The organism is Cupriavidus sp. (genome assembly GCF_057315035.1).
In genome coordinates this window covers 36,148-53,205 of the sequence record NZ_DBHKYV010000018.1, presented here as the reverse complement: position 1 = coordinate 53,205, position 17,058 = coordinate 36,148, and the positions used below count along the sequence as shown (strand labels likewise).

The 17,058-nt window shown below is 63.6% G+C and carries 12 protein-coding genes; 6 read left to right on the top strand and 6 right to left on the bottom strand.

Going from position 1 to position 17,058, the window contains the following annotated elements; translation table 11 throughout:
* Window positions 1-45 precede the first annotated feature (45 nt).
* From acnD to ACO550_RS21065, 3 genes are all read left to right on the top strand, one after another.
* The gene (gene acnD / locus ACO550_RS21075) at window positions 46-2,643 is read left to right on the top strand and encodes a Fe/S-dependent 2-methylisocitrate dehydratase AcnD (protein ID WP_315593896.1); all 2,598 of its coding nucleotides are present in this window, start codon (window positions 46-48) and stop codon (window positions 2,641-2,643) included.
* 21 nt (window positions 2,644-2,664) lie between these two features.
* Window positions 2,665-3,858 carry a 2-methylaconitate cis-trans isomerase PrpF gene (gene prpF, locus ACO550_RS21070; protein ID WP_315593895.1) on the top strand — a complete coding sequence of 398 codons (1,194 nt, stop codon included), beginning with the start codon at window positions 2,665-2,667 and terminating at the stop codon, window positions 3,856-3,858.
* A 159-nt stretch (window positions 3,859-4,017) separates the two neighbouring features.
* Window positions 4,018-5,238, top strand: coding sequence for a type II asparaginase (locus ACO550_RS21065; protein ID WP_315593894.1), 1,221 nt, complete (start codon window positions 4,018-4,020; stop codon window positions 5,236-5,238).
* Window positions 5,239-5,250: 12 nt separating this feature from the next.
* Here the strand turns inward: ACO550_RS21065 and ACO550_RS21060 are convergent, their stop codons facing one another.
* Complete coding sequence (locus ACO550_RS21060; protein ID WP_315593893.1) at window positions 5,251-5,685, bottom strand: PaaI family thioesterase; 435 nt, start codon at window positions 5,683-5,685, stop codon at window positions 5,251-5,253.
* A 170-nt stretch (window positions 5,686-5,855) separates the two neighbouring features.
* On the opposite strand from ACO550_RS21060, the gene ACO550_RS21055 reads away from it, so the two are divergent.
* Together ACO550_RS21055 and ACO550_RS21050 are read left to right on the top strand one after the other, a co-directional pair.
* Complete coding sequence (locus ACO550_RS21055) at window positions 5,856-6,110, top strand: DUF1289 domain-containing protein (RefSeq protein ID WP_485994950.1); 255 nt, start codon at window positions 5,856-5,858, stop codon at window positions 6,108-6,110.
* Between the two features lie 148 nt (window positions 6,111-6,258).
* Entirely contained in the window at window positions 6,259-8,646 is a 2,388-nt protein-coding gene (locus ACO550_RS21050; RefSeq protein ID WP_315593892.1) for a hypothetical protein, read from the top strand.
* Between the two features lie 30 nt (window positions 8,647-8,676).
* On the opposite strand, the gene ACO550_RS21045 is transcribed toward ACO550_RS21050, so the two are convergent.
* The 4 genes from ACO550_RS21045 to ACO550_RS21030 form a co-directional block, all read right to left on the bottom strand.
* On the bottom strand, window positions 8,677-9,348 hold the full coding sequence (locus ACO550_RS21045) for an MOSC domain-containing protein (protein WP_315593970.1): 672 nt from the start codon (window positions 9,346-9,348) through the stop codon (window positions 8,677-8,679).
* Between the two features lie 44 nt (window positions 9,349-9,392).
* Window positions 9,393-10,112, bottom strand: a complete 720-nt coding sequence (locus ACO550_RS21040; RefSeq protein WP_315593891.1) for a glutamine amidotransferase — start codon at window positions 10,110-10,112, stop codon at window positions 9,393-9,395.
* A gap of 177 nt (window positions 10,113-10,289) precedes the next feature.
* Window positions 10,290-12,743 (bottom strand): penicillin acylase family protein, encoded by a 2,454-nt coding sequence (locus ACO550_RS21035; protein ID WP_315593890.1) that lies wholly within the window; start codon window positions 12,741-12,743, stop codon window positions 10,290-10,292.
* A 116-nt stretch (window positions 12,744-12,859) separates the two neighbouring features.
* Complete coding sequence (locus ACO550_RS21030; RefSeq protein WP_315593889.1) at window positions 12,860-14,290, bottom strand: aldehyde dehydrogenase family protein; 1,431 nt, start codon at window positions 14,288-14,290, stop codon at window positions 12,860-12,862.
* A gap of 199 nt (window positions 14,291-14,489) precedes the next feature.
* On the opposite strand from ACO550_RS21030, the gene ACO550_RS21025 reads away from it, so the two are divergent.
* Window positions 14,490-15,137 carry a hypothetical protein gene (locus ACO550_RS21025; RefSeq protein ID WP_315593888.1) on the top strand — a complete coding sequence of 216 codons (648 nt, stop codon included), beginning with the start codon at window positions 14,490-14,492 and terminating at the stop codon, window positions 15,135-15,137.
* A 162-nt stretch (window positions 15,138-15,299) separates the two neighbouring features.
* Here ACO550_RS21025 and ACO550_RS21020 read toward each other — a convergent pair whose 3' ends face one another.
* A complete protein-coding gene (locus ACO550_RS21020) occupies window positions 15,300-16,922 on the bottom strand; it encodes an ABC-F family ATPase (protein ID WP_315593887.1) in 1,623 nt (540 codons plus the stop codon).
* Between the last annotated feature and the right edge of the window lie 136 nt (window positions 16,923-17,058).

Genomic DNA, 17,058 nt, shown 5'->3' with positions numbered 1-17,058 from the left:
CATTGAATCCGGCGGGACGGCAGGCACGCCAGTCTCCACGACGCCATGAACACTGCATACCGCAAGCCGCTACCCGGCACCAAGCTTGACTACTTCGACGCGCGCGCAGCCGTCAACGACATTGCCGCGGGCGCGTGGGACAAGCTGCCCTATACGTCGCGCGTGCTGGCCGAGAACCTCGTGCGCCGCTGCGACCCCGCCACGCTGACCGCCTCGCTCAAGCAACTGATCGAGCGCAAGCGTGAGCTCGATTTCCCATGGTTCCCCGCGCGCGTGGTCTGCCATGACATCCTGGGCCAGACCGCGCTGGTGGACCTGGCCGGCCTGCGCGACGCGATTGCCGACCAGGGTGGCGACCCGGCCAAGGTCAACCCGGTGGTGCCGGTGCAACTGATCGTCGACCATTCGCTGGCCGTCGAGTGCGGCGGCTTTGACCCCGACGCGTTCGCGAAAAACCGCGCCATCGAAGATCGCCGCAACGAAGACCGCTTCGACTTCATCAACTGGACCAAGAAGGCGTTCCGCAACGTCGATGTGATTCCGCCGGGCAACGGCATCATGCACCAGATCAACCTGGAAAAGATGTCGCCCGTGATCCACGCGGAGCATGGCGTGGCCTACCCCGATACCTGCGTTGGCACCGACAGCCACACCCCGCACGTGGACGCGCTGGGCGTGATCGCGATTGGCGTGGGCGGGCTGGAAGCCGAAAACGTGATGCTGGGCCGTGCATCGTGGATGCGCCTGCCCGATATCGTCGGCGTCGAACTGACCGGACGTCGCCAGCCGGGCATCACGGCCACCGACATCGTGCTGGCCCTGACCGAGTTCCTGCGCCGCGAAAAGGTCGTGGGCGCCTACCTGGAATTCCGTGGCGAAGGCGCCTCAAGCCTGACGCTGGGCGACCGCGCCACGATCTCGAACATGGCCCCCGAGTATGGCGCCACCGCCGCGATGTTCTTTATCGACGGCCAGACCACCGAATACCTGCGCCTGACCGGCCGTGACGAAGCGCAGGTGCAGCTGGTGGAAACCTATGCAAGGACCGCCGGCCTGTGGGCCGATGCGCTCAAGGATGCCGAGTACGAGCGCGTGCTGACGTTCGACCTGTCGACCGTGGTGCGCAATATGGCCGGCCCGTCGAATCCGCACAAGCGCCTGCCCACCTCTGACCTGGCCGCGCGCGGCATTGCCGGCAAGTGGGAAGAAACGCCGGGCCAGATGCCCGACGGCGCGGTGATCATTGCAGCCATCACGAGCTGCACGAATACCAGCAACCCGCGCAACGTGATTGCCGCCGCGCTGCTGGCGCGCAACGCCAACGCACGCGGCCTGACGCGCAAGCCGTGGGTCAAGTCCTCGCTGGCGCCGGGATCGAAGGCGGTCGAGCTGTATCTGGAAGAAGCCAAACTGCTGCCCGACCTTGAAAAGCTCGGTTTTGGCATCGTGGCCTTCGCCTGCACGACCTGCAACGGCATGTCGGGTGCGCTCGATCCGAAGATCCAGCAGGAAATCATCGATCGCGACCTGTATGCCACGGCCGTGCTGTCCGGCAACCGCAACTTCGACGGCCGCATCCACCCGTACGCCAAGCAGGCCTTCCTGGCCTCGCCGCCGCTGGTGGTGGCCTACGCCATCGCCGGCACGATCCGCTTCGATATCGAGCGCGATGCACTGGGTACCGATGCCGACGGCAAGCCGGTCTACCTGAAGGACATCTGGCCGAGCGACGACGAGATCGACGCCATCGTCAAACAGAGCGTCAAGCCCGAGCACTTCCGCAAGGTCTACGAGCCGATGTTCGCGCTGCACGCCGAGAACGATACGTCGACCGACCCGCTCTACGACTGGCGCCCGCAAAGCACCTACATCCGCCGCCCGCCGTATTGGGAAGGCGCGCTGGCCGGCGAGCGCACGCTGCAAGGCATGCGCGCGCTGGCAGTGCTTGGTGACAACATCACCACCGACCACCTGTCGCCGTCCAACGCGATCATGCTCAACAGCGCCGCCGGCGAGTACCTGGCAAAGATGGGCCTGCCCGAAGAAGACTTCAACTCGTACGCCACGCACCGCGGCGACCACCTGACCGCGCAACGCGCCACGTTCGCCAACCCGACGCTGATGAACGAAATGGCCGTGGTGGACGGTGCGGTCAAGAAGGGCTCGCTGGCCCGCGTCGAGCCCGAAGGCAAGGTCGTGCGCATGTGGGAAGCGATCGAAACCTACATGGACCGCAAGCAGCCGCTGATCATTGTTGCCGGCGCCGACTATGGTCAGGGTTCGTCGCGCGACTGGGCTGCCAAGGGCGTGCGCCTGGCTGGCGTGGAAGCCATCGTTGCCGAAGGCTTCGAGCGCATTCACCGCACCAACCTGATCGGCATGGGCGTGCTGCCGGTGGAGTTCCTGCCGGGCACCAACCGCACCACGCTGGGCATCGACGGCACCGAAACGTTCGATATCGTTGGCGATCGCAAGCCGCGCGCGGAATTGACGCTGGTGCTCCATCGCCGCAATGGCGAAAAAGTGCAAGTGCCGGTGCTGTGCCGTCTGGACAGCGATGAGGAAGTCTCGATCTACGAAGCCGGCGGCGTACTGCAGCGTTTCGCGCAGGACTTCCTGGAATCGTCGCGCGCGGCGGCCTGACCGGCCCTGACAAGGACAGACATGACTCACGTACCGCAAATCAAGATTCCCGCCACCTATCTGCGTGGCGGCACCAGCAAGGGGGTGTTCTTCCGGCTGCAGGACCTGCCCGAGGCGGCGCAGGTCCCGGGCCGCGCGCGCGATGCATTGCTGATGCGCGTGATCGGCAGTCCCGACCCGTATGGCAAGCAGATCGACGGCATGGGTGCGGCAACATCGAGCACCAGCAAGACCGTGATCATCTCGAAGAGCACGCGTCCGGACCATGACGTCGACTACCTGTTCGGCCAGGTCTCGATCGACCAGCCATTTGTTGACTGGAGCGGCAACTGCGGCAACCTGTCGGCCGCCGTGGGGCCCTTCTCGGTCAGCAACGGCTTTGTCGATGCCGCGCGCATTCCGCGCAATGGCACCGTGGTCGTGAAGATCTGGCAGGCCAATATCGGCAAGACCATCATCTCGCACGTGCCCATCACCGATGGCGCAGTGCAGGAAACCGGCGACTTCGAACTCGATGGTGTCACGTTCCCGGCGGCCGAGGTCCAGCTCGAGTTCCTGGATCCGGCGGCGGACGAAGGCGACGATGGCGGCGGCGCGATGTTTCCGACCGGCAATCTCGTGGATGACCTCGAAGTGCCCGGCGTGGGCACGCTCAAGGCCACCATGATCAATGCCGGCATCCCGACGATCTTCGTCAATGCCGAAGCCATCGGCTATACCGGCACCGAACTGCAGGACGCCATCAACGGCGATCCGAAAGCGCTGGCCATGTTCGAGACCATTCGTGCGTACGGTGCGCAGCGCATGGGCCTGATCAAGGACATCGACGAGGCCGCAAGGCGCCAGCACACGCCGAAGGTGGCGTTCGTGGCCAGCCCGACGACCTACACCGCATCGAGCGGCAAGACCGTCAACGCCGGCGATGTCGACCTGCTGGTGCGCGCGCTGTCGATGGGCAAGCTCCACCACGCGATGATGGGCACCGCCGCGGTGGCCATCGGCACGGCAGCGGCCGTGCCGGGCACGCTGGTCAACCTGGCCGCCGGTGGCGGCGAGCGCGAAGCCGTGCGTTTCGGGCATCCGTCCGGCACGTTGCGCGTGGGCGCGCAGGCTGCCCTGGTCGATGGTCAATGGACGGTGACCAAGGCCATCATGAGCCGCAGCGCCCGCGTGCTGATGGAAGGCTGGGTACGCGTGCCGGGCGACAGCTTCTGACGCATCGCACACCGGTCTGATTGTCGTCATGAGGCGGCATCTTTCGTGACGGGAAGATGCCGCTTTGTCTTATCCAGCGTACGTTTGCGGGTTGCAACGGTTCTGGTGAAGTTGTCGACGCAACGCCGATGCATGGTTATAGTGCACGCTCCGCTGGCAATGCGACACACAACAAGCTGCCACGGTTTCACGAACCAACCACAAGCGCAAAAGCTGTCTCCACAAGAGACATCGTTACGCCGAGATGAGGAGAATCATGCAACGACCTGCCAAGCTCGCCCCCTGGCCGCCCTGCTGCTGTCCGCCACCCTGCTGAGCGGCTACGCGCACGCACAACTCGCACCTGCACCGGCCAGCGCCACCGCACCGGCCGGCACTACCGCCGAAGCACGCAAGGCCAATATCGTCATCATTGGCACCGGCGGCACCATCGCCGGCGCTGGTGCCTCGGCGACCAATACCGCGGCCTACCAGTCCGCCGTGGTACCGGTCGACAAGATCATTGCCTCGGTGCCGGAGATCTCGAAGGTCGCCAACGTCAAGGGCGAACAGATCTTCCAGATCGGTTCCGAGAGCTTCAACAACGAGCGCCTGCTCAAGCTCGGCAAGCGCGTATCGGAACTGCTCAAGCAACCCGACGTGGACGGCATCGTGATCACGCATGGCACCGACACGATCGAGGAAACCGCCTACTTCCTGAACCTGACGCTCAAGAGCGACAAACCCGTGGTGGTGGTCGGCTCGATGCGTCCGGGCACGGCGCTGGGCGCCGATGGTGCGCTGAACCTCTATGACGCGGTACTCGTGGCCTCAAACCCCGCATCGAAGGGCAAGGGCACGCTGGTGGTGCTCAACGACGAAATCCATACCGGCCGCGACGTGACCAAGAGCAACACGTTCAAGACCGAGACGTTCCGCTCGCCGTTCGGCCCGCTCGGCTACGTGGTGGAAGGCCGCACGCTGTACTATCGCATCCCGGCCCGCCCGCACACGCTGCAGACCGAATGGGACATCGACAAGATCGACAAGCTGCCTGAAGTGGCGGTCGTCTACGCCTATGGCAACGTCAATCCCGCCAGCATCGATGCGGCCGTCAAGAATGGTGCGAAGGCGATCGTCTATGCGGCCACCGGCAACGGCAGCGTGGGTGACTACATGGTCGAACCGCTCAAGGCCGCCCAGGCCAAGGGCGTGCAGATCGTGCGGGCCTCGCGCACCGGCAGCGGCATCGTCGTGCGCAATGCCGAACAGCCCGACGACAAGTACAACTGGGTCGTTACCGATGACCAGTTGCCGCAGAAGGCACGTATCCTGACGGCGCTGGCACTGACCAAGACCAACGATCCGAAGGCGCTGCAACAGATCTTCTGGAAGTACTGATGCGCTGACGCATCACAGCAAGGCCGTGCTCATCAACGCCTTGGCCGCGAGCACGGCCTCGTTATCGCGCTCGGCAAAGACCGACACCTCGGTCACCACCTGCCGCTTGCCACGGCGCACCACGTCGGCCACCGCCCGCAGCGTCGCGGACTTCGCCGGCGCCAGGTACTGGATCGACAACGACCCCGTCGCCCCGCCCTTCACCACGTCGAGATCCACATTGCTGAACGCGGCCGCCGCACCCGCCACGTCGATCAGTGTCGCGATCACGCCGCCGTGCACCATGTCGCCGACCGTGATCAGGTTCATGCTGAAGGGTAACAGCAGTTCAACGTGATCGATTTCCACCGCGTCAAAATGGATACCGAGCGTACGTGCGACCGGCGACCCGATCAGCACGGATTCAAGCATTGCGGCATTACGGGGATCGACAGTCTTGCCGGGCATGGGTGATCTCCCTGAAAACGGTTGCGATTATGAATGCGCGTGGAACCACGATGGGTCCAGCGTAGGCGGCCTGCCGGGCGGCCACAATGACGTCACGGGTAATTCCCAAGTGCCTGAAGCGCCCACCGCGCCCGTTTATAATGTGCGGCCCGTCATCGCCGCCCCGTTTCATGTCCGTCAAGCCGTCCGAATCGCCCACCTCGCAAGCCGCAAACGCTGAAGCCGAGGCTCAGACACGCCTGAGCGACCGCCCGGATAGCCCCTGCATCGGCATCTGTTCGACGCTGTTCGACGAAATTTGCCAGGGTTGTGGCCGCACCGCGGCCGAAGTCAGCAACTGGGTGTTCTATAGCGACGACGAAAAGCAGGTGATCTGGGATCGTATTACGCGTGAAAACACCGCGCGACGATTCCAACGGGACTGAGAAATTGCCGCCCATGCGGCCAACCTCTTCACATTCCTGCGAAATTTCTCACAGTAATGTCGCGATTTGATACGCCACAACACTGACAGGGGCTGACCTTCACAGAATTCCCAGCAGCGGAAATTTCCGCGGCACTGGGAGTTCGATCATGTTTGCAGTCCCGTTTGCAGTCCCGCTGGCGCTCACGATCTCGAGAATCCGATGGCTCGCCATGTGCGCCTGCCTGCTGGCCATAACGCCCGCCAGGGCACTCGCCCAGCAAGCGTGCGTCTTTACCGAAAGCCAGTTCCAGGGTACGCCACACTGTTTCCGAATGGATGCGCTGACCGACGTGCCGGACGGCATTGCAATCAAGTCCGTGCGCGTGGACCCTGGCGCCGAGCTGATCGTTGCAACGGGCACCCAGCTCAGTGGTGCTCTCTCGCGGCTCTCGCAAAGCGTAAGCCATCCCGCGTTCTCCGAGCCCGACGGTACACGGTATCGTTCGTTTCAGGTCAGGCCTGGCGCGTGCGTCTATCAGGATGCGCATTACCATGGTCGCCAGACATGCTTCGCGCCAGGTCCTCTCCAGCCTGAGCTCACGACAACCCTTGACGCGGCAATTTCATCGGTAACCATGGCGCGCGGGCTGGCACTCTATACGTTCTCGGAACAGAACGGCAAAGGCGACAGCTCGTTTCACTATGGAAACCAGCCATTCCTGCGCACTTTCAACGACAAGGCGCGTTCGCTCCAGCTGGTCAGGTGGATCGCCAACTGCTTCGAGGATTGCCCGATCCCGTATTCGGAGGCCTACGATCTCGACAAGGTGGTGTATACGACTTCGCTGCAGGCCAACAAGGGCAAATGGGCCCGCCTGAGCCAGGCGGTAGCGACATTCGAGACCGATTCGCGGCAGTCCTTTACCGTCAATGCCGGCAACGCAGTCGAGTTCCGGTTTGTTGGCCGCACGGTCACGACGACCTATCGCGACGACACCGTCAACGCCGACCAGTTCGAGCTCGATGACGGCACCGCGTATGTGTCGATTGCACTGGGATTCCGCGCTGGCACGACCGATCTCGATTATCAGCTCATCGCATCGGACCGCTCACGCAGATTTATGAATGCGTCGCCCATCGCAACGGTGGCGCAAGATGCGGGGAGACTCACCCAGACCTTTGCGATCGAGAACGATTCGAACCATCCTGTCCGGCTCAAGGCGCTGTCTTTCGCAAATGTGGCACCGCAGGCGTGGGTGCAACCAGCCTCGCAATGCTGGAGTAATCCAATGCTGGCCGTGACCGGCCATTTTCTGGGTCCTTGCAGCGCCCCGTCACCGGGCCCCACGACGCACGATGCCAAGACAATCGTCTTTAGCGCCGGAGCGCGGCCAAACCAGCGCCATATGACCGTCAACCCGGTAACGGCACCAAGAATCCCTGCACCGCCCACACTTCTGGCATCGTATGTACGCGGATACAACCCGCTGGCACGGTATGCCGCATCCCGCGTCTGTCACACAAAGGCGTCCGCTGCGGGAACTCACCGCGTGCGTCGCAGTCCCGACCACATGTCCGCTTCGTCCGCCTGCATCGAGCGCACCATGACGATCATCGCCCTTTATCAGGCGCTGTTCGGGCCGCAGTGGGACGCCGACAACTTCCAGCGAACGATTGACCATATCCTTGCTCACGGTACCACTGGTTACGCCAGCTCCCAACCTGAGCTTGAAAGCGAACTGATCGGAGCCGTGCGACGCCAGACCGGTTCCGCCTCGACCGACACCAGACGCGAGACTGCGGTGGCAGCGTTTCGTGCCGCAGACCATCTGTACCAAACCTCACGGAACGGCACGCTGGACCTGGAGCAGGCAGACACGCTCCGATCGCCCCCATCTGCCACGGCACCGGCTACCCTTGCAGAGGCAAGCACAGCGTTGCTCGGTTCGTATCGGCTCGATCTGAGCCACTATCAACCGATACCGATCTTGCCGCGCATCACCAGAGATGGGCATTTGCAACCCGATACGCAGCATCCGTTCGAGTTCGAGTTCATTACGTCCGACGACAGGGCGGCACACCGGCACCTGCAGGCAGTCTTACAAGACTGGACTGACGGCTATCGCGCCATCACCAACGACGACGCACTCACACCGGCCCAGCGGACGCTCGCCAATAGAGGCACCGATATGGCAGAAAGCCTCTACAGGGCGGTCGCTTACGGTGAAACTGGCACTTACGTCGTGGCACATTATCGAGGGCAACCGGCGGCCGTGCTAATGGCCATCGTCGACGATGAAGACCCCAGCCTGGCGGAAATCGATACTGTGGTCAGTGCGCCTCGCAATGTCGTTTATGGTGGCCAAAATGGCGTGGTGCGTGGCGCCGGCAGCGCGGCACTGCACGCCGCGCTGACTTATCTGCAAGGTCGTGGCGTCACCGCGGTGGTTGCCAGTGCAGTAACGAAGCCATCGGCGATTATCAAGCAGCGCGCCGGGTTCCAGCTAGTTGCGGCTCACGGCTACCAAGGGAACGACGACACCGGGAACGATTAGTCCGCACGCCGCAGGCAAAACTCTTGGGGACTACCCGCCAGCCAGCCGTTTCTCCATATCTTCCACAACATGGCTTTGCAGCCGCTGGCGCGCGAGGTTGCGCCAGCTTTCCGCCAGTGCGGAAAGCTCAACCATCTCCGCCAGCGCATCATGGTTCAGCCGGTCGACATAGAGCACATGCAGCAACCGTTGCAGGGTCCATTGCGGGTAAGCGCGCGATGTCAATACCAGGCGGTCGCCAGCCGACACCTCGCCTTCTTCGAGTACACGGTAATACCACCCTGTGCGGCCACTGGCCTGCACCGCACGTGACATGCCCGCAAACCCGAAACGATGATTGAGTTTCCAGCAGGGCTGGCGCGCCTGGGACACCTCCACCAGTGCCGAGCCAAGCCGGAAGCGGTCGCCGATGCAGACGTCGGCTTCGGTCAGGCCCGAGGTGCTGATGTTCTCGCCGAACGCCCCGGCGCGGTCGAGCACGGCGGCATCGCCCCCCTGCCCGGCCAACTCGCCATGCCATGGTGCATAGTGGTCGTGCGGATAATGGTGGAGCGCCTTCTCGGGACCACCATGGTGCTGTGGGTCGCCCTGCTCGTCGATGTCGAGTCCGGTCGTCGTCACGCGCACGGCACCCGTCACGGCCAGCTTGTCGATCCCGCTCGGCACGCCCTTGGGTCCGAACGCACGAAGCCGGCCCGCCATGACCGCGTCAATGGCTATATCGATGGCTACGGTGCTCAGGCTACTCACAGACCCGCTTCCTCCATCCACCTGGCAAACATCAATTCGCCGGCACTGGCGACCGTGGCCCCAATCTCGGCCGTGCGCCGACGGATCACGCGCGGGTCGATGCCAGCCTTGGCCAGTTCGACGGTATGCCCAATCAGCCAGGTCTCGATGTCGCCGGCCTTGACCTCCGGATGGAATTGCAGCGCGAGCACGTGCTTGCCGATCGCGTAGGCCTGGTGCGGCGTCGCCGCCGTGGACGCCAGCAGTTGGGCCCCCTCAGGCAGGTCGAAGGTGTCACCGTGCCAGTGCAGGACTTCCCAGTCGGCATTGGCCAGCAATGCCAGCGGCGAACGCATGGCCGCCTCGGTCGGGGTAATCTGCGCCCAGCCGATTTCACGCGTGCCCGGATACACGCGGGCCCCCGATGCGGCGGCAATCAGTTGCGCACCGAGGCAAGCGCCGATCATCGGCAACCTGGCCTCCAGGCGCTGGCGGATCACGTTGATTTCAGCCTCCAGCCACGGATAGGCTTCGGTTTCGTAAACGCCGATCGGCCCGCCCAGCACCACCAGCAGGTCAGCCGGATCGGTTTCGACCAGCGTCAGGTCGTCAACGCCAGCCTGGAAGATGCGGATCTCATGTCCGCGGTCGCGCGCCACATCGGCAATCACACCCGCATGTTCGAAGGCAACGTGCTGGATCACGTCCGTACGAGGCTGGCGGCTTGGTTCGCTCATCGGTTGGTACTCCTGCAAGAGAAATCATTCTGTTCTGCTCCCCTCTCCCGCACGGCGGGAGAGGGGTTGGGGGAGAGGGCATGAGGTTCTGCTTGCCGACTCTCGCAGTTTGAACCGCTGGCCCTCTCCCCCGCCCCTCTCCCGCTCGCGGGAGAGGGGAGACAACCCTCGGGCATCTTACTGTGGCTGCAGCACCAGCGTATCGAAACTGTCGCCGCCCGGATTGCGACGATGCGAGCCGATCGTGATGTATTGCACCGCGGCCCACTTGTCGGTCCAGTCGCGATAGTGCGGCGACAGCGCATTGCCCGATTGCCCCGTCGATGTCATGAAGCGGGACTCAGACAGATCTGAAAGATCGTAGATTGCGCGCAGGCTCGCCGCATGCACGCTCTCGAACGGCGCCTTCTCGTCGCGCAAACTGTGGCGGCCCACATCGACCGTATACGTATCGCCGCCGGTGCGCACGCGCACATTGAACAGGCTCGACAGGTACGGCACCTTGCCGAACGGCTTGTGCTCCGAGCGCGCGGTGTGTGCTTTGCCCCAGCGCCACTTGCCGGCGTCGTCGCCATAGCGCTGGTCCAGGTCCGCGATCGCGCGCTGCCAGGCCAGTCCCACGGTTTCGGCACAGGTTTCCCGGGTAGTGGTACGCGCATTGTCGCACCAGAACGCGCCCACGCCGGCCGGATCGCGCAATGCATTGAGCATCGGCAACTGGACATTGCGCTGGTCCCAGAGCTTGTTGAAGAGCGGATCGCCAACCTTGTCCTCGAACAGCAGGCGCGACAGCTCGCGCAACCATGCGGTCACCACCAGCGGCTCGGACTGGTCGGCGCCCATCGTGCCGTCCCACTTGCGTAGCGCATCGAACAATGCCCGCTCGCGCGCCGGACGCGCAGCGTCACTGGCTACCGGCGCGGCCAGCAGCAACGGCAAGGCATCGCGCACCGCCAGCGACACCACGTCCTTCTGGATTTTCCCGAAACTGTCGGGTGTGTGGCGCGGCTCGGCCTCCAGCAGGGTCTGGATGCGCTGCGCGCGATACGGTACCGACCATTCGCTGGTAATGAAGAACGGATACTTGTCGTCCACGATCTTCTGGTTGGCCGTAACGATCATGCCGGTCGGCGGATTGAACCGCTGCGGCAACTGCTCGAACGGAATAAAGCCTTGCCAGTCGTAGCGCGCCTCCCAGCCGGGCGCCGGCGCCAGGCCCATCAGGTCGTTGTCGGCCCGCCTGAGCGGCACACGGCCCGGCGCGATATAGCCGATATTGCCGTCGACATCGGCATAGACCATGTTCTGCTGCGGCGAATGAAAATCGCGCAATGCCGCCAGAAAGCTCTTCCAGTCCGTGGCCATGCCCATCTTGAGGCTGGCCTGGAACGTCTTGTCGTCGGGCCGCAGCGCGGTCCACTGGAACGACACCACATACTGGGCACCCAGCCCCTTGGCGGCCGCGCTGATCGGCTCGGCCACGTCGGACATCACGGGCCCATGGCGCGTGGCTCGCACATTGAGCGTGACATCGGCCTCCCCCTTGACGTGAATCGTCTCGGTACGCGTCTCGAATTCGGCCCAGCCGTCGGGCGTCTGGTAGCGCCGCGGATTGGCCGGGTCGATTCGCTCGATATAGAGATCCTGCACATCGGGCGCGGTATTCGTAAAGCCCCACGCAATGCGCTTGTTATGGCCCAGCACCACCAGCGGCGCACCGGGCAGCGTGGCGCCGGCCAGTTCCAGTCCCGGCGCCTGCAGATGCGCGAAATACCAGAGCGCAGGCGCCTGCAGCCCCAGGTGCGGATCGTTGGCCAGCAACGGCTTGCCGCTACGCGTATGCGCGCCGGATACCACCCAGTTGTTCGAACCCATGCCCTCCACGTATCCGGACGGCGCATGGTCCACCACGCGCGCCATGGCCGTGGCAACCGGGGCAAGCTGGCGATAGAAGCTGGCATAGTCCATCGTACGCAGCGGTTTCTCACCGGGGTACGGCGCCAGGATCTCCGCGATGCGGGCCGTCGGCAACTGCTGCGACAAACCCATGCGCAGCACCTCCTGCGTCCAGTTGCCGCCGAGGTCCCAGGCCATCATGGTCTGCCAGCCAAGCGTATCGACTGGCTCCCAGTGCTCGGGGCGGGTACCCAGGATCAGGAATTCGGGAGGCAAGGCCGCATTGCGCGTATCGATGAACGCATTGACCCCGTCCGCATAGGCCTGCAGCACCGCGCGGGTTTCAGGCGAGGCTTGCGCGTAGATGGCCTCGGCGTTGCGGCGTACCCCGAGCGTGCGCAGGAAACGGTCGGTATCGAGCGCGTTCGGGCCCAGTATCTCGGCCAGCCGGCCAGCCACGATGCGCTTGTTCATCTGCATCTGCCAGAGCCGATCCTGCGCATGCACATACCCCAGCGCGTAGTAGGCATCCTGCGCATTGGCGGCCTGGATATGCGGCACGGCGTTGCGGTCGCGCACCACCACCACGCGCTCGCGCAATCCTGGCAGGCGCATGGTGCCGGCAACCTCGGGCTGCGTGGCCTGGCGATACCAGATGTAGCCGCCGATGGCGCCAGTCAGGCCCAGCAGCAGCACGCCCAGCAATCCCCATCCCAGCCGTTTAACCCAGCGCATCGGAACTTCCTCCACCGTGGAAAGACGCAAGCATCGCAGAATTCCGCGCAAACAAAAATGCCCGGACCAGCCGGGCATCGATCATACGCGTATCTTTTGACCCGGCACGTGGCCGGTCAGCCAGCCTTCTTGAGCTGGAGCGACTTGTACTCGAGGAACTCCTCCAATCCGAACTTGCCGCCTTCACGACCGTTGCCAGACTGCTTGAAGCCGCCGAACGGCGCGTTCATGTTGAACGGTCCGCCATTGATATCGACCTGGCCAGTCCGGATACGTCGCGCCACACGAATCGCGCGCGCCTCATCGCCAGACCACACGCCACCGCCAAGACCATAGATGCTGTCGTTGGCGATCCGGATCGCATCGTCCTCGGTGTCGTAGCAGATGACCGACAGGACCGGGCCGAAGATTTCCTCCTGCGCGACGGTCGCCCGCGGATCGACATTGCCCAGCACCGTCGGCTTGACGAAGAAACCGCGTTCGAAACCGGCCGGCGCGTCGGGGCCGCCTGCCACGAGCTCGGCACCCTCCTCCAGGCCGCGGCGGATATAGCCAGTCACGCGTTCTTTCTGCACAGCGGAAATCAGCGGTCCAAGCCGCGTGGTATCGGCCAGCGGGTCACCCACGGTGAAACCTTCGACCACCTTGGCGGCAATCGCCTTGACTTCGTCATAACGGCTGCGCGGCACCAGCATGCGCGTATGTGCCGAGCAGGTCTGGCCCGAGTTCAGGAAGCAGGCGCTGATGGTGCCCTTGACCGCCACTGGCAGGTCGGCATCGTCCAGGATCACCGAAGCCGACTTCCCGCCGAGTTCCAGTGCCACCCGCTTGACCGACTGGGCCGCCAGTTCGGATACGCGCTTGCCGGCGCGCGTGGAGCCGGTGAACGACACCATGTCGACCTCCGGATGGCTTGCCAGCACTTCACCGACCACCGGCCCATAGCCGGTCACCAGGTTGAACACGCCCGGCGGCAGGCCGGCGGCTTCGATCACTTCAGCCAGTACAAAGGCATTGAGCGGCGCCACTTCGGACGGCTTGAGCACCACGGTACAGCCGGCGGCCAGCGCGGGCGCCACCTTGAGCGTGATCTGGTTCAGCGGGTAGTTCCATGGCGTAATCGCCGCTACCACACCCACCGGCTCGCGCACCACCAGAGAGTTGCCAACCTGCTCTTCGAACGCGAAGCCTTCCAGCAGCGCTGCGGCCTGGCCCCAGTTATATACCGGACCTCCTACCTGGATCGCGCGTGCCAGCTTGATCGGCATGCCGACTTCGCCCGCAATCAGTTGCGCGAGTTCCTCGGTGCGTTCCTTCAAACCGTCGGCGATCTTGCGGATATAGCGTGCCCGCTCGGCGGGCGGAGTATTCGACCAGCCATCGAACGCCGCACGGGCGGCCGCGATGGCATCCTCTGCGTCACGGGCGTGACCCTCGGGAATCTTGCCCATCACTGCCTCGGTGGCGGAATGGATGACTTCGATACTGCCCGTACCATGGGGCGTCACCCATTTGCCATTGATGAAAAGCTTGTCTCGTTGTTGCATGGCCACATGCCCTCATTAGGTGGATCGGCGGTTGCAATTTTTTTGATACTTTTATGGTGCACCACATTGTAGAGCGGTTTGCGGCATCGCTTTTCCTTTGCCGCCAGCCGTTTCAGACGCAAGATGGCGATAATCGGCCGCGCAAGACTCACCCGAGGGACTCGCCGCGGGCGGCCGAAACATAACAAAGGAGCGAGACATGGTCGACCCGATCTATCACAAGACGGAGGCTGGTCAAGAGGAGATCCGCACACGCGCGCGCAAGCTGGAGCACAAACTGCGCGCGTTATTGCTGATCGTGAACGGAGAACGCGTGAAATCGGCGCTGTTGGCGCAAGTCAGCGGTATGGGCGTTTCCGAAGAAGCATTCGACACATTGCTGGCACTGGGCCTGATCGAGCCATTGCCGGAGCCTGCCGAAGTGGCATCGGCCGCCCCACGGGCGCCGAGCCCCGCCAGGCGGGAAGCGCGCGCCGAAACCAACCTGTTCGCCGCCTATTCGGGTTTCAATTCCGCTGCTGGAAAGGGGATCGACGATCGCGTCGACATGCTTGCGGACACAACTATCGCACCGACCATGGTCGCCCCCCCATCAGCCCCGGCCGGCGCCGATGGCTACAAGCGGCTTTACCACTTCTATACCGATGTGATCGGCAACCACCTGGGCTTGCGTGGCTATGTATTGCAGGTGAAGGTAGAGAAAGCTTCGACCGTGGTCGAACTTGCCGCGTTGCGCGACATGCTTGGTACCGCTTTGCAGAAAGCCAAGGGCGACATCACGGCCCACGCAATCGTCGACCAGCTTGATGACCTGCTGGCCGAGATGGGGGTGGCACCAGCGCGGTAGAGAGAGGATGAAAGCTCCCCTCTCCCGCACGCGGGAGAGGGGTTGGGGGTGAGGGTAAGTGGTTCTGCTTGCCACCTGCGGCTATTTGAACCGCCGGCCCTCTCCCCCTGCCCCTCTCCCGCTGTGCGGGAGAGGGGAGCAAACCAATTGGGACTTTAAGCCTTACGCCTCGATACCCTGCGACTGCAGGTATTCGTCGTACGTGCCCAGGTAGTCGCTGATGGTGCCATCGGTGCGCACTTCGATCACGCGCGTGGCCAGGCCGTTGATCAGTTCGCGGTCATGCGACACGAAGATCAGGGTGCCGGGGAATTTGTCGAGCGCGATCTGCAGCGATTCGATCGATTCCATGTCCATGTGGTTGGTCGGCTCGTCCATGGCCAGCACGTTATGGCGGCCCAGCATCAGCTTGCCCCAGATCATGCGGCCCTTCTCACCACCGGACAGGACCTTGACGGACTTCTTGATATCGTCAGCCGAGAACAGCAGCCGGCCCAGCGTACCGCGCAGCGACTGGTCGTCGTCGCCGGCCTGGGTCCACTGGCTCATCCAGTCCATCACGTTCACATCGTTCGGGAATTCCTCGTACGTGTCCTGCGGCATGTAGCCGACGTTGGCGTTTTCGGCCCACTTGATCGCACCACGGTCCACTTCGACACCGCGCTGCACGCCGCTTTCCAGCACGTTGTTCAGCAGGCTGCGCAGCAGCGTGGTCTTGCCCGCGCCGTTTTCGCCAATGATGGCCACGCGCTCGCCGGCCTGGACCGCCATCGACAGGTTGTTGAGGATCTTGCGCTCGTAGCTCTTGGTAACGTCCTCGACTTCCACGGCCAGGTTGTGCAGCTTCTTCTCGAACTCGAAGCGGACAAACGGATTCTGGCGCGACGACGGCTTGATGTCCTCGACCTTGATCTTGTCGATCTGCTTGGCACGCGACGTGGCCTGGCGGGCCTTCGACTTGTTGGCCGAGAAGCGGCGCACGAAATCCTGCAGTTCGGTGATCCGTTCCTTGGCGCGCGCATTGGCGGCCAGCTGGCGCTCGCGGGCCTGCATCGACGCCTGCATGTAGTCGTCGTAGTTGCCCGGATAGACCTTCAGCGTGCCGTAGTCCATGTCGGCCATGTGCGTGCACACCGAATTCAGGAAGTGGCGATCGTGGGAAATGATGATCATGGTGGAATTGCGCTCGTTGAGCACGTCTTCCAGCCAACGGATCGTGTTGATGTCCAGGTTGTTGGTCGGCTCGTCCAGCAGCAGCACGTCCGGATTCGAGAACAGCGCCTGGGCCAGCAGCACACGCAGCTTCCAACCCGGGGCGATCTCGCTCATCGGGCCCTGGTGCTGGTCGGTCGGGATCCCCACGCCCAGCAGCAGTTCGCCGGCACGCGCCTCGGCCGTGTAGCCGTCGTACTCGGCGTACTTGGCTTCCAGTTCCGCCGCCTTCATGTAGTCTTCGTCGGTGGCCTCGGGGTTGGCATAGATCGCATCGCGCTCGCTGGCGGCAGCCCACATTTCCGTATGACCCATCATCACCACGTCGAGCACGCGGTTGTCTTCATAGGCGAACTGGTCCTGGCGCAGCTTGCCCAGGCGCACGCCCGGCTCCAGCATGACCGTGCCCGACGATTGCTCCAGGTCGGCGCCCAGGATCTTCATGAAGGTGGACTTGCCGCAGCCGTTCGCGCCGATCAGGCCGTAGCGGTTACCCTCGCCGAACTTGACCGAGATGTTCTCGAACAACGGCTTGGGGCCGAACTGCATGGTGATGTTTGCGGTAGAAAGCACGTCTGAACCTTGTCTGGAATGTGGGGCGCCGCGTTGGCACCCGGGGTATGTCTGCTGGCAGCCGGAATCTGGCGGATCTGGCGGCACGCACCCGATTGGCGTGCCAGGCGCAGCGAAAATGCGGAAATAGCCCGCG

Bases quoted from the DNA above. Each gene is read 5' to 3' on its own strand.
- prpF (WP_315593895.1), top strand. From the start codon at position 2,665: ATGACTCACGTACCGCAAATCAAGATTCCCGCCACCTATCTGCGTGGC.
- ACO550_RS21050 (WP_315593892.1), top strand. From the start codon at position 6,259: ATGTTTGCAGTCCCGTTTGCAGTCCCGCTGGCGCTCACGATCTCGAGA.
- ACO550_RS21060 (WP_315593893.1), bottom strand. From the start codon at position 5,685: ATGCCCGGCAAGACTGTCGATCCCCGTAATGCCGCAATGCTTGAATCC.
- ACO550_RS21040 (WP_315593891.1), bottom strand. From the start codon at position 10,112: ATGAGCGAACCAAGCCGCCAGCCTCGTACGGACGTGATCCAGCACGTT.
- ACO550_RS21025 (WP_315593888.1), top strand. From the start codon at position 14,490: ATGGTCGACCCGATCTATCACAAGACGGAGGCTGGTCAAGAGGAGATC.
- ACO550_RS21055 (WP_485994950.1), top strand. From the start codon at position 5,856: ATGTCCGTCAAGCCGTCCGAATCGCCCACCTCGCAAGCCGCAAACGCT.
- ACO550_RS21065 (WP_315593894.1), top strand. From the start codon at position 4,018: ATGCGACACACAACAAGCTGCCACGGTTTCACGAACCAACCACAAGCG.
- acnD (WP_315593896.1), top strand. From the start codon at position 46: ATGAACACTGCATACCGCAAGCCGCTACCCGGCACCAAGCTTGACTAC.
- ACO550_RS21035 (WP_315593890.1), bottom strand. From the start codon at position 12,743: ATGCGCTGGGTTAAACGGCTGGGATGGGGATTGCTGGGCGTGCTGCTG.
- ACO550_RS21030 (WP_315593889.1), bottom strand. From the start codon at position 14,290: ATGCAACAACGAGACAAGCTTTTCATCAATGGCAAATGGGTGACGCCC.
- ACO550_RS21045 (WP_315593970.1), bottom strand. From the start codon at position 9,348: ATGGCGGGCCGGCTTCGTGCGTTCGGACCCAAGGGCGTGCCGAGCGGG.